Genomic DNA, 12,789 nt, shown 5'->3' with positions numbered 1-12,789 from the left:
CGGGCTGGGTGTCTATCCGCAACTCAAACCATTTTGGTATTGCCGGTTATCATGCATTAATGGCGGTGGAGAAAGATATGATAGGCTTTGCTATGACCAATGCAAGTCCGTTGGTAGCGCCCACATTTTCTAACGAGCGGATGTTGGGTACTAACCCGATGTGCTATGCTTTTCCGGCAGGGAAATACCCGCCGGTGATAATTGATATGGCTACATCGGCAGCGGCCAATGGAAAATTAGAGATAGCCCAGCGTTCGGGCAAACAAGTGCCCGAAGGTTGGATACAAGACAAAGAAGGGAATTACACAACCGACCCGCATGCTTTAAAAAGCGGCGGTTCACTATTGCCGTTGGGTAGCGACCGCGAGCACGGCAGCCATAAAGGATTTGGTTTAAGCGCTACGGTTGATATTTTGTCTGGGGTATTGTCCGGCGCTAATTATGGCCCTTGGGTACCTCCATTTGTGTCTTTCCTTGAGCCACCTACCGACCCGGTAGGCACAGGCATAGGGCACTTTTTAGGCGCTATGCGCGTTGATGGCTTCCGCCCGGTTAACGAGTTTAAAGACCATTTGGATAATTGGGTAGCGCGCTTTAAATCGGCATCAGCAATTGATCCCGATCAAAAAGTGATTATTCCCGGCGAACCAGAGCGTGAGGCCGAGATTGACAGGCGCAAAAATGGTATCCCACTGGTTGATGCGGTTGTAAAAGATTTGAATGAGCTGGCAGAGAAATTGAAGGTCAACCCCATCTAACCCCTAAAGGGTGAACTTTAATAAAATGCACCGTAGATGCAAAATGTCGGTAGAAAATATCATATAATTATTTGGCGTGCCGTCAGGTACACAACATCGGCGAGGTTTCGTACCTGACGGCACGGGCATTTCTTTGGTATTTATTTTTCTACCGACCTTGAACCCCGATGGGGTTCTCTTACTTAATGACACTCCCCCTTCAGGGGGCTGGGGGGTTAGGGGGCCGGGGAGTGAAACAGCCTGTTCCATCTTATCTTATGCCAAAAATCAGCTTCGGTGTCTATGCTCATCCAGATAAATACGGCCTTCCCTACAATATGATCTTCGGGTACAAACCCCCAGTAGCGCGAATCTTCAGAGTTATGGCGGTTATCGCCCATCATCCAGTAATAGTTTAATTTAAAGGTATAGGTTTCTGTTTTTTTGCCATTGATGAGAATGTCTTTACCTATCACCTCAACCTTATTGTTTTCATAAACGGTAATAGCACGCCGGTATATAGGGAAAGTAAGATCGGTTAGCTGTACGGTCCAGCCTTTTTTAGGCATAATTATCGGGCCCAAGTTATCAGTGTTCCATCTAAAAGAAGGATCTTTAGGGAAAACATCCCGTTCGTAAACACCCCTTAACTGGTTACTTTCTTTTACCGACCTGATGTTTTTAAACTCCTTTAGCGCAGCTGCAGATTGCCTGGTCATAAACAGCTCGTAGTCTTGGTCTGTATATTTATACCGTAATTCAATGCTCAGATCTTTCATAACCTGTTCGCTAATTGAGGTGCCGTTAGTTTGCACCATATAACCGGGTTTGCTGTTTATGGGATTTGGTGCAGCTTTGCCGTTAATATAAACCTGTGCATCAATGATTTTTAAGGTGTCGCCCGGTGTAGCCTGGCAGCGTTTAATATAGTTCTCCCGTTTGTCAACCGGTCTATAGTAAGGCGAATCGGCATCCATAGGATAATTAAAAACTACAATGTCGCCTTTTTTTATGTTGCTAAAGCCGGGCAGCCGGTAATAAGGCAATTGTATCCCATCCCAATAAGCTTTGGTATTTATAACGGGCATGGTATGGTGTGCAAACGGAAACGCAACCGGTGTTATAGGCGTGCGCGGGCCATAGCTTATCTTGCTCACGAAAAGGTAATCGCCTATTAAAAGGGTATTCTCCATTGATCCGCTTGGGATCACGTAAGCCTCAATAAAAAACATACGGATAAGCACTGCTGCTAAAATAGCAAAGGCAAAAGCGTCAACCCATTCGCGGGTAGAACTCCTTTGCCTTTTTTTTATGCTGCGTTTTTTCCGGAATGGCAGGTTCATGAAAGCAATATGCAGCTTTTAGCGTAATTTTTAATCACCTGCATTTTGCACATCATTAATGTATCCCTCTAAATAACCTGCTCCATCTTATTTTACTAAAGAAAGGTGCTTCATCATCCCAGCTCATCCATATAAATAGTGCCTTACCAACAATATGATCCTCGGGTACAAAACCCCAGTAACGTGAGTCTAACGAATCATGACGGTTATCGCCCATCATCCAGTAGTAATTCATTTTAAAGGTATAGCTATCAGTCTTTTTACCATTTATTAAGATATCATTGCCCACTTGTTGCAGCGTATTATGTTCATACACCGTTATAGCACGACGATAAATAGGAAGGGTAAGGCTATCCAGTTTTACGGTCCAGCCTTTTTTAGGTATAATAAGTGGTCCGTAATTATCCACGTTCCATTTAAATTTATGATCTTTTGTATAACGCGAATCGTACGGAAACACACCAAAATCGCCCCCGCCTTTTGGTTGGATATTGGCGGTAACAGATTTAACATTCGAATATTTTCTTAGTGCATCGGCCGCTTCGGTCGTCATGGTGGGCGAGGTAGCGCCTTCATAATTAGAAACATGAAGATCCTGCAATATTTGCGGGTTAAGATCCATGCCTGTTGTAGAAATGCTATAATCTGTTTGCTCACCCGGTGGGTTTGGCGCGGCTTTACCATTTACAAATACCTGCGCGTTAACCAGGCTTAGTGTATCGCCGGGTGCGCCCTGGCAGCGTTTAATATAATTTTCGCGTTTATCAACCGGGCGATAATAAGGCGAGTCGGCCTCCATAGGATAGTTAAATACTACTACATCGCCTTTTTTTACATCGCTAAAACCGGGTAAACGGTGGTAGTTCAATTCAAGGCCATCCCAATAAGCTTTGGTATTAATAAGCGGCATGGTATGGTGCGCAAACGGAAATGCAATTGGCGTCATAGGTGTACGCGGGCCATAATTTAGCTTGCTTACAAACAAAAAATCACCAACAAGCAGTGATCTTTCCATTGATGGGGTAGGTATAGTATAGGCTTCAATAAAAAAGGTTCTGATAAGCGTAGCGGCTATAACAGCAAATAAAATAGCATCAACCCATTCGCGTGTTTTGGTTTTCTTTTTTGCGGGTGTTTTTGTTTTGTTTTTATTCCAGAATTTCCAGTTCATTATCTTCTAATATTGTGGTAAAGTAATATATAGTTAGGCTAAATCAAACATATCTTTTACAGAAAAAAAGCCTTTTTTATCGGCTACCCACTCGGCAGCCAGCACGGCTCCAAGTGCAAATCCGTTACGATTGTGTGCGGTATGCTTAAGTTCTATGGTATCAACTTCCGAATCATAAATAACGGTATGGGTACCCGGTACGCTATCTATGCGGTATGATTCAATAAGCACATCATCAACCTTAGCATTGTCATCAGCAGGGTTATTCGTATCGGTCAAAATGTTCACCCATTGCTTTTTTGCATCCAGGTTTTCTATTATACCTTCGGCAATAGTAATAGCAGTACCACTTGGTGCATCCAGCTTTTGTATGTGGTGTATCTCTTCAACCTGTACTTCGTAATAAGGATGCTTGTTCATTAATTTTGCCAGCACACGGTTAATATGAAAAAATATATTAACGCCCACGCTAAAATTTGTGGCATATATAAATGTGTTATTACCCTCCTGGCACCGTTGTTTTATTTGCTGCATTTGGTCATACCAACCGGTAGTGCCTACAACAATAGGTACACCCGCGTTAAAGCAATGCTCAATATTACCTAATACAGTTGCAGGGGTGCTAAATTCAATCGCCACATCGGCTTTTTGAAGATTTTCAGCGGTGAGGTCGTGCTGATTATCGTGGTCAATTTTTAATACTATTTCATGTTTACGGTCAGTGGCTATCTTTTCAATGATTTTACCCATTTTGCCATAACCTAATAATGCAATCTTCATTTTGTTATTGTACTTTTATTTAGGCGGAGGAGCTAATGCTCCCGTTTATCTGAGCGTAAAGGTAAGTTTTAAACCCGGAATAAATGAACCATTAAAATTTTGAGCATACATAGGCGAATTCAAGTTAATTGGCGTTATCTTAAAGGCAAAATCCTTATCCATAGAGTAGGAGTGCATAAATTTAGCATCAATATAAGCATCAACAGCTTGTATTCCCCATCCGGCAACAAAGCCAAATACACTTATATCCCGGTAACGCGCGTACCCCCTTACCGCATCATCGATAGCCGTTACAGAAGCATTAGTATACTGAGGGTATACGTCATAATACGGATCGTTCTTGCCCGGTTGTGTTCCTTGTTGCCGGTATTTGGCTATGGCAAGCGTTTCCTTGTAGTATTTTTCATTAAATACGTAGGCCCATGCAATAAGCCCCAGGCCGGCATAAATTACAGGGACCTTCCACCATTGGTGATTGTATAATTGACCCCATCCGGGTATCATTAACGAATGTATTACCGCTTTATGGGGGCTATGGTTAGTATCGGGATGATAAACTTTGTCGGATGTTATTTTAGGGATAAAGGGTTTTGATTTTAATGAATCTTTTTTAGCCTGTATGCTATCAGCTTTAATTTTTTTAACAGGTATTGCAGGCTCTTGTGCTAATGCGGCAAAAGCAAACCCGGTAATTAACCCAATAATTAATAAATACTTTTGCATTTTACCAATCCAACATTTCAAGAATGCGGCCCAGATCATCTTCGGATAAAAAAGGAATTTCAATAATGCCATTGCCTTTGTTGTTCATTTTTAGCTTAACCCGACTGCTAAATTTAGAGGCGAGATCGTCTTGTATCTTTTGTATTTGAAATGATACCGGCTCGGGCTGTTTGCCTTCCTTATTTACCCGTGAGCTTTGCAACTCGCGAACCATCTCTTCCACTTTACGAACGGATAAACCTTGCTGAATGATATGTTTGTGAATATATATTTGTTTTGCCGGATCCTCAACAGTAATTAAAGCGCGCGCATGACCCATGCTAATGGCGCCATCGCGGATAGAAGCTTGTATAGAAGGGGGCAGTTTTAATAACCTCAAATAGTTGGTTACAGTCGAGCGGTTTTTACTTACACGCTCGCCCAGTTCTTCTTGTTTTAAGTTACATTCATCCAGCATGCGCTGAAAACTCAGGGCAACTTCGATAGCATTAAGGTTTTCGCGCTGGATGTTTTCTATTAGCGCCATTTCCAGCATTTGCTGGTCGTTAGCGGTACGCACATACGCGGGGATATGCGTTAAACCAGCTATTTTTGATGCCCGTAAACGGCGCTCGCCTGATATTAGCTGGAATTTATGCGCGTTAACGCGGCGTACGGTTATTGGCTGTATAAGCCCTTGCAATTTTATTGAGTCGGCCAGGTCAGACAGTGCCTGTTCGTCAAAATCAGTACGGGGCTGGAACGGGTTAACTTCAATTTCTGATAACTTAATATCATTTACAGACCCCAGGCTATTAACCTCTGAATTTGAGCCAACGTTATTATTGTTTGATTTTTTGTAGGGGAGTACATCATCAGAATCATTTAACAGCGCGCTTAACCCCTTTCCTAAAGCATTTCTTTTTTCTGCACTCATGTTATACGGTTTCTGTTTTAGCCTTTAGTTCGTCTTTAACCAAACCGTTTTTGCGGATAATTTCGCGGGCAAGATTAAGGTAATTGATAGCGCCTTTACAGGTAGCATCATGCATAATAACAGACATGCCAAAACTTGGCGCTTCGCTTAAGCGTGTATTACGCTGTATAATGGTATCAAATACCATGTCTTCAAAATGGGTCCTAACTTCTTCGACTACCTGGTTTGACAGGCGCAACCTAACATCATACATAGTTAGCAAAATACCCTCAATTTCCAGATCAGGGTTTAAACGGTTTTGAACTATCTTAACCGTATTTAATAGCTTACCTAATCCTTCTAATGCAAAATATTCGCATTGTACAGGTATTATAACAGAGTCGGCAGCGGTTAAAGCGTTAATAGTAATTAAGCCTAGTGATGGAGAGCAATCAATAATAATAAAATCATACTCCTCACGAATTTTATTAAAAACCTCCTGCATTTTATACTCGCGGCTTTCCAGGTTTATCATTTCAATTTCTGCGCCAACTAAATCAATATGCGCGGGCAGCAAATCAAGATTGGGAGTTTCGGTTTTTATAATAGCATCATGCGGATCAACCTGGTTAATGATACACTCATAAATACTGTTTTTTATATTGCGCGGATCAAACCCGATACCGGATGTGGCATTGGCCTGCGGATCAGCATCAACTAACAATGTTCTGTACTCTAATACGGCTAAACTTGCAGCCAGGTTAATGGAAGAGGTAGTTTTACCTACGCCGCCTTTTTGATTGGCTAAAGCAATTATCTTACTCATTCTCTATCTTGAATTTTTTATAACAGTGTACTAAACAACGAAAATAAAAATATAAAATTTCTACCTTCGGGGAAACTTTTTACCAAGCGCTAAGATATATATTTAAATAACTGAGAAATCCACAGTTTTTGGCAATTTACAAACATATTTGGTGGAATGAGGGATTGATGGACTGAGCGAATTAGTGAATGAATAATTTTCTTACTTATTTTAATTCAATAATTTGCACCTGTTAACAATCACTCATTCGTTAATTCACTCATTAAAAAATGATAACTATTATATCCGCAACCAACCGGCCCGGCAGTTCAACCCTTAAAGTAGCACGATATTACCAAAAAAGATTGCTTGAAACGGGGGAAGAAGCCGGAATACTATCTTTAGTACAATTGCCGGCTAATTTATTGGAGACTGATTTATACGGAAAAAGGAGCGCCGAATTTCAGAAAATACAAGATATAGTTACCGCGACCGATAAGTTTATCTTCATCATTCCTGAATATAATGGCAGTTTTCCGGGGGCGCTAAAGGTCTTTATTGATGCCTGTTCTTTTCCTGAAAGCTTTTATGATAAAAAGGCCGCGCTTGTAGGGATCTCATCGGGCAAATACGGTAATATACGTGGCATTGACCATTTTACAGGCGTATGCCATTACTTGCATTTAAACACAATGCCATTAAAACTGCATATTGCCAATATTAAAACAGAGTTTAACGAATATAGCGACCTGTTTAAAGAGGATACCGTAAAGTTTACTAATGAGCAGATAGAGAAGTTTATTAAGTTTTAGATTAGAGATTAGTTAATTGAAGATACATTAATCTGATCGGCCTAATCTCTAATCTTTAATTAACTAATCTTTGCCAGAACCTAATCTCTAACCTCTGATTAACTAACCTCTATTTACCAGTTATCAACTTCGCCATTCCAAAAGCTGCAGCCGCGGCTAATGCGCCAATTATTAATACTTTAAAAGCGCCTGATATACGCGGTTGTCCGGTTACCTTACTTTTAAAGTAGCCGAAAATAAAAAGGCACACCATGGTTATAGCACAAGAGTATACCAGGGCTATTTGCGAATTAGCTTCAAAAAAATAAGGTGATAATGGAATAATGCCACCCAATATATAAGACAGCCCAATAGTTACCGCGCTTTGTGTTGCCCGGTTAGCTTGTGGCTCTTCCAATCCCAGTTCATAACGCATCATAAAATCAACCCATTTATCTTTATCCTTCGCCATTTCATCGGCTACCTGGGTTTGCAGTGCGTCAGATAATCCAAAACCTGCAAATACCTCTTTCACTTCTGCTTTTTCCTCTTCGGGTACGCGCTCAACTTCATCGTATTCGCGTTTTAATTCGGCAGCATAATGATCAGCTTCGGTACGGCCGGCTAAAAAGCCGCCCAGGCCCATAGCTATTGATCCGGCAACAATTTCGGCTATACCCGCTGTTATAATAATTCCGGAATTGGTTACTGCCCCACTTAAGCCCGCAGCTAATGCAAAGGGTACGGTTAAACCATCAGACATGCCAATAACAATATCGCGAATGGTGTCAGAGCTTTTTAAATGATATTCATGATGCATGGTTTAAATGTAGTGGCATTAAAGATATTATCCACGCAAAAAATGCAATTTATTATTGGTCTGAATAAGTGAGTTTTTTCAAAACAAAAATACCCGGCAATGCCTTGTAAAGTATGGGGCATAATGTAGGCCAGTTCGGGCAATAACATTGGGCGGGTAACGCGATATGCTTTCATTTTAGTAAATTATTATAACGTATCTAATATCTTACAATCAGATTAACTTTTTATTAACTAAAGGGCCTATTTTTGCCTACACCCCTAAATTAAATGTAGTGCTAAAAATTTACTATACCCTTGTTTTGATCTTTGTTGTTGGTTCAATTGCCGGCGCGCAAACAACGAAAACCGATACCGCAAAAAATTTAAATACAGTAACCGTTAGGGGCTATCTTTCAGATCAGCCTATGCTAAATGTGCCGGCTTCTGTAAGCGTTATATCACCTGCACAATTAAAATTACAGCCTGATAATTCATTGGTATCAGTAATGAATACTATCCCGGGTATACGCATGGAAGAACGCTCGCCGGGTAGTTACCGCTTATCTATCAGGGGCAGTTTACTGCGCTCGCCATTTGGTATACGCGATGTTAAGATATATTATGACGAATTACCGCTTACAGATGCCGGCGGCAACACCTATTTAAACGCCATTGATTTTAATAGTGTACAAGGCATAGAAGTATTAAAAGGCCCTGATGGTAGTTTATTTGGTGCTAACTCTGGCGGTGTGGTTTTATTAAGCCCGGTTAACCGTTATGACAGTACTAATTTTGTAACATTTGGCCTAAGCGGCGGCTCGTACGGGTTGGTGCATGAAAACGTTGGATTGCAAAATGTAAATAAAAACAACCAGTTCAATTTTAACCAGTCTTACGAGACTTATCACGGCTACAGGGTTCATAGCGACATGCATCGCCAGTATTTCCAGGCAAGTGATAAGATAACTTACGGCGGTAACAACTCATTAAAAATATTGGGCTTTTATTCAGATCTGAGCTACGAAACGCCGGGCGGTTTAACCCAGGCGCAGGCCGCTGCTGATCCTACGGCGGCCAGGCCGTCAACACCTGCTGTGCCCGGAGCTATAAAGCAAAATGCGGGCATTACCAATAAAATGACTTATGGTGGTGCGGTTAATGAATGGCATATTACAGATCATATCCGCAATATATTTGCGGTGTATGGTACTTATGTAAACTTTACTAATCCGTTCATTACAAATTACGAGCAACGTTACGAGCTTACTTACGGTATGCGCACCTATTTTGAATTTACCGGCACACCGCAAAAAACTTATAGCTGGAAAGCCAACATAGGTTTAGAGTGGGAGCAAACTAATGCCGACAATAATGATTATGGTAACCGCGCGGGTGTTAGGGATACCGCCCAAAGCTTAGATAGGGTTAACACTAATCAGCATTTTATATTTGCCCGCTACCAGGCTAACTTAATTAAACGCCTGCAAATAGAAGCTGCCGCCAGCTTGAATTTTTATGGATACGATTTTAAAAATGTGTATCCGCTTATGCAAACCGCTTTTACAAATCACACCTTTTCGCCACAAATTATGCCGCGTGTGGCGCTGTCTTACCAGGTAGTAAGTAATTTTATATGGAGGGCATCCGTAAGCCGGGGATATTCAACACCAACATCTGCAGAGATACGCCCGTCAAATAACATCATCAATACTTCATTAACTGCGCAATACGGCTGGAACTACGAAACCGGTTTCCGCCTGCGTAATAATGATGAGAGTATGTTGCTGGATGTATCTGCTTTTTATTATCATCTTAACAATGCCATTGTGCGCCGCCTTAATCCGGACGAGACAGAATATTACACCAACTCGGGCGATATTAAACAACCCGGAATGGAGCTCTATTTTTCAGACTGGCTTATTAAACAAAACGATAATAGCTTTATAAGAGGATTACAGATTAACGAATCGCTTACGATAAGCAAATTTACTTTTGGCAATTATCATGATGCTACCACCAGCTACCAGGGTAATGAGTTAACTGGTGTGCCGCGCGATGTTACTGTGGCAAGTGTGCAGATAAAATTCCCCCAATCTTTATATCTATTTGTGGAGCACAACTATACCGCACGTATCCCGCTTAATGAGGCCAATACTTTCTTTGCTCCGCATTATAATTTGGTACAGGCAAAAATGGGCTGGCAACATAAGCTAAATGATAAATCGCGCCTTGAAATATACGCGGGGGTTGATAACCTGTTTAATGAAAAATACAGTTTGGGTGATGATCTGGATGCAGTGGGGAACCGTTTTTATAACCCATCGCCATTGCGTAATTATTATGCCGGCTTTAACGTGAAGTTTTAATGGGTTAGCAATAAGAGCACTCTTTTTAAATAAGAAGGCTCTTATTGCTTAGGTTGATATTACTGATTAGGTAACGAAGAAACTTTGATTTTATTGCGTGGTCGAAAAAAAATAAATTCAAGACGTCCTGAGGCACGCCCTCCCTTACTGTTTACATACTAAACTTTATCCAACCTTCGCCCTCGTACCCAAAAATAAATTGCCTGGGGTTAATGATCTCTGCCAATAGCTCAATAGATTCAACCTTATTTTCTGATGGATTATCGAAAAAATATTTACTCCCGTCAGCAATGTAAACCCGGTTATTTTTAACAGCCTTGAGGTTAGCAAAGCCGGATAGTTGTAATAGGTGGTCAATATGCTTCATACTTTGCTCAATGGTATATCCTTTAAGCATCACAATCATAATATCGACATCAGTTTGAGTAATGGTATTCCAATCTGCAGGAGATAGTACCGGTATGGCTGCGCCACCTGCAATGTCTAAAAGTTCATCATCCTGCCAAAACATTAATGGATCAAGCTCTTTTATACAAGCGACAGTTGATTTTTGCTCAATAAATTTAAGCTTGTGTTTAATTAGGTCAATACGTTCCTGTAATTCTTCTGTTAGCTCCATTTGATGTGCAGATATGCGGATGTGCAAATGTGCGGATTTTTTTGATGAAGAATAATTACAAAATGTCATTTAGAAACGTGGTGACAAATGGCAATCACGTAATAAATTAATAAAATCATTTACACATCTGCGAATTTGCAAATCTGCACATCCAAAACATATCTTTACATCGATGATCTTCCTAACATTTTTCCTCGGGCTAATAGCTAACTTTATTGGTTATATACCGCCCGGAAATATCAATCTTACCCTGATACGTATCACCATAAATCGTGGCTTTAGTCAGGCCATACAGTTTATCGTTGCTTTCTCATGCGTTGAGTTTTTCTTTACCTTTTTTATAATGCAGGCGGCCAAATGGCTATCGGCACAGGTTAGGCTGGATGTAGTTATTGATTGGGTAATGGCCGCGTTGTTTTTAACATTGGGGATAATTACCTGGTTAAGCCGCAAAAAACCACCCGAAACCAAATACAGCGAGCATGAAAGCATCAAGTACGGTATATTGTTAGGTTTTGTAAACCCCATGCAGATACCCTTTTGGATTATCACCGGAACTTATCTCATTACCCATGAGTGGATATTGGACGGCATGCTGGCTTTAGTTATATTTAGCATAGGCTCTGCCGCAGGCGCGTTTTTGTGCTTGTTTTTGTATGCCCGGTTCGCACAGTATATACAAAGCAAATTTGCGTTAAGTACAAAGGTTATTAATACGGCTATTGCTATTTTATTTTTTGCTTTAGCCGGATATCATGTGGTGAAAAGGATTTATTTGGCTATTGAGCCGAAAGAGAATAAGATCATTGCACACCGCGATAGTTAGCTCTGCGAACTTCTGCTTTTCAAATTCCATATCCTTTCTGCTTTACGCCCTATCAGCCAAAAAGAGGCGGCCAGTATAGCGAAGAACAGAGTTTTGTTAGTATGGTCCCAAAAGTATTCGAAGTATTTGGTGTAGATGAAAATGATAAGAAAGGTTATACCAAACTCGCGCGATATATCATCTTTGTTTTTTAATCCGTACAGCAAAAAGGCCCCTGCAACACACATGGAAATTATCCCCCAGTAAAATAAACTGATTTGCCGTATATGGTACCATTTGTCCAAATTGCCATAGTTGCCAAAAATGCTTAGCAACCATAGCGATATAAATAGGTACAACAGGCCTACCACATAAGTATGCTCCCAGAAATAAGCAAACCATTTGCGCGATCTTAAAACGTGGCAGGCACTAACCAGCACTAAACCAAACAGCACAAAACGTAACGGGTAATTCATGCCTAAAAAGTAATCGCTCCAATGGGTTTGGAAGCCGGTTTCTGTACCGAACCAACTGCCCAGCGACACCAACGCGAACAACCATATTAACCTTGAATTCATCCGCCAGCCTAAAAAGCCATAAACAAAAACAGATAACAGAAATAATAAAGAATAATGCCCGGAGCCTCTGTCCAGCGTTTTACCCAGGTAGGCAATGCAGCAGGCGGTAAACAATATGCCGGTAAAAATTATGGCCTCGTTACTGAATATCTTTTCCGGATAAAGCCTTTCCCTTCGTCGCCCTAAATAAAACAGGAATGCAGCCAATATAGCCGAGCCAATGCTGATGATAATATCGGGTGTATAATATAAATGCTTGAGCCAGTTAACCACCACATCGTTAACTATCAGGAAAGCGAACGAAGCGCCGCCGCATATCAAAGCTATCCAAAACGAATACTTAGCCAGCCGCATCCAGTCGAAACCCTTAACCTC

General features: G+C 41.0%; 14 protein-coding genes. 4 read left to right on the top strand and 10 right to left on the bottom strand.

Annotation, left to right across the window (positions count from 1 at the left end; all coding sequences use genetic code 11):
• Positions 1-758 (top strand): Ldh family oxidoreductase (locus JWP71_RS02115; RefSeq protein ID WP_299496580.1); only part of this gene is annotated, 758 nt, incomplete at its 5' end.
• 215 nt (positions 759-973) lie between these two features.
• Here the strand turns inward: JWP71_RS02115 and lepB (JWP71_RS02110) are convergent.
• The 6 genes from lepB (JWP71_RS02110) to JWP71_RS02085 are packed head-to-tail and all read right to left on the bottom strand — an operon-like array spanning position 974 to position 6,475.
• Positions 974-2,080, bottom strand: a complete 1,107-nt coding sequence (lepB, locus tag JWP71_RS02110; RefSeq protein ID WP_299496578.1) for a signal peptidase I — start codon at positions 2,078-2,080, stop codon at positions 974-976.
• Positions 2,081-2,135: 55 nt separating this feature from the next.
• Positions 2,136-3,251, bottom strand: a complete 1,116-nt coding sequence (gene lepB / locus JWP71_RS02105; protein ID WP_299496576.1) for a signal peptidase I — start codon at positions 3,249-3,251, stop codon at positions 2,136-2,138.
• A 33-nt stretch (positions 3,252-3,284) separates the two neighbouring features.
• Positions 3,285-4,031: a 4-hydroxy-tetrahydrodipicolinate reductase gene (gene dapB / locus JWP71_RS02100; protein ID WP_299496574.1), complete on the bottom strand. Its 747-nt coding sequence runs from the start codon at positions 4,029-4,031 to the stop codon at positions 3,285-3,287.
• Between the two features lie 45 nt (positions 4,032-4,076).
• Positions 4,077-4,754 carry a DUF5683 domain-containing protein gene (locus tag JWP71_RS02095; protein WP_299496572.1) on the bottom strand — a complete coding sequence of 226 codons (678 nt, stop codon included), beginning with the start codon at positions 4,752-4,754 and terminating at the stop codon, positions 4,077-4,079.
• Position 4,755: 1 nt separating this feature from the next.
• Entirely contained in the window at positions 4,756-5,670 is a 915-nt protein-coding gene (locus tag JWP71_RS02090) for a ParB/RepB/Spo0J family partition protein (RefSeq protein ID WP_299496570.1), read from the bottom strand.
• A gap of 1 nt (position 5,671) precedes the next feature.
• Positions 5,672-6,475 (bottom strand): AAA family ATPase, encoded by an 804-nt coding sequence (locus JWP71_RS02085; RefSeq protein ID WP_299496567.1) that lies wholly within the window; start codon positions 6,473-6,475, stop codon positions 5,672-5,674.
• Positions 6,476-6,744: 269 nt separating this feature from the next.
• On the opposite strand from JWP71_RS02085, the gene JWP71_RS02080 reads away from it, so the two are divergent.
• The gene (locus JWP71_RS02080) at positions 6,745-7,266 is read left to right on the top strand and encodes an NAD(P)H-dependent oxidoreductase (RefSeq protein WP_299496565.1); all 522 of its coding nucleotides are present in this window, start codon (positions 6,745-6,747) and stop codon (positions 7,264-7,266) included.
• A gap of 109 nt (positions 7,267-7,375) precedes the next feature.
• Here the strand turns inward: JWP71_RS02080 and JWP71_RS02075 are convergent, their stop codons facing one another.
• On the bottom strand, positions 7,376-8,065 hold the full coding sequence (locus tag JWP71_RS02075; protein ID WP_299496563.1) for a VIT1/CCC1 transporter family protein: 690 nt from the start codon (positions 8,063-8,065) through the stop codon (positions 7,376-7,378).
• Positions 8,044-8,241 (bottom strand): hypothetical protein, encoded by a 198-nt coding sequence (locus JWP71_RS02070; RefSeq protein ID WP_299496562.1) that lies wholly within the window; start codon positions 8,239-8,241, stop codon positions 8,044-8,046. Before JWP71_RS02070 ends, JWP71_RS02075 begins: the two co-directional genes overlap by 22 nt.
• Positions 8,242-8,366: 125 nt before the next feature.
• Here JWP71_RS02070 and JWP71_RS02065 point away from each other — a divergent pair, with 125 nt between their 5' ends.
• Positions 8,367-10,412: a TonB-dependent receptor gene (locus JWP71_RS02065; protein ID WP_299496560.1), complete on the top strand. Its 2,046-nt coding sequence runs from the start codon at positions 8,367-8,369 to the stop codon at positions 10,410-10,412.
• A gap of 151 nt (positions 10,413-10,563) precedes the next feature.
• On the opposite strand, the gene JWP71_RS02060 is transcribed toward JWP71_RS02065, so the two are convergent.
• Entirely contained in the window at positions 10,564-11,100 is a 537-nt protein-coding gene (locus JWP71_RS02060) for a hypothetical protein (RefSeq protein ID WP_299496558.1), read from the bottom strand.
• Positions 11,101-11,203: 103 nt separating this feature from the next.
• Here JWP71_RS02060 and JWP71_RS02055 point away from each other — a divergent pair, with 103 nt between their 5' ends.
• Positions 11,204-11,857 carry a LysE family transporter gene (locus JWP71_RS02055; protein WP_299496556.1) on the top strand — a complete coding sequence of 218 codons (654 nt, stop codon included), beginning with the start codon at positions 11,204-11,206 and terminating at the stop codon, positions 11,855-11,857.
• Here JWP71_RS02055 and JWP71_RS02050 read toward each other — a convergent pair.
• On the bottom strand, positions 11,854-12,789 hold a 936-nt coding region (locus JWP71_RS02050; RefSeq protein ID WP_299496554.1), incomplete at its 5' end, for a DUF2157 domain-containing protein. The two genes, JWP71_RS02055 and JWP71_RS02050, sit on opposite strands and share 4 nt — an antisense overlap.

The organism is Mucilaginibacter sp. (assembly GCF_028287845.1).
GTDB lineage: Bacteria > Bacteroidota > Bacteroidia > Sphingobacteriales > Sphingobacteriaceae > Mucilaginibacter.
Note: the sequence above shows the minus strand (reverse complement) of the source record. Positions and strands in the feature narration are given on the sequence as shown.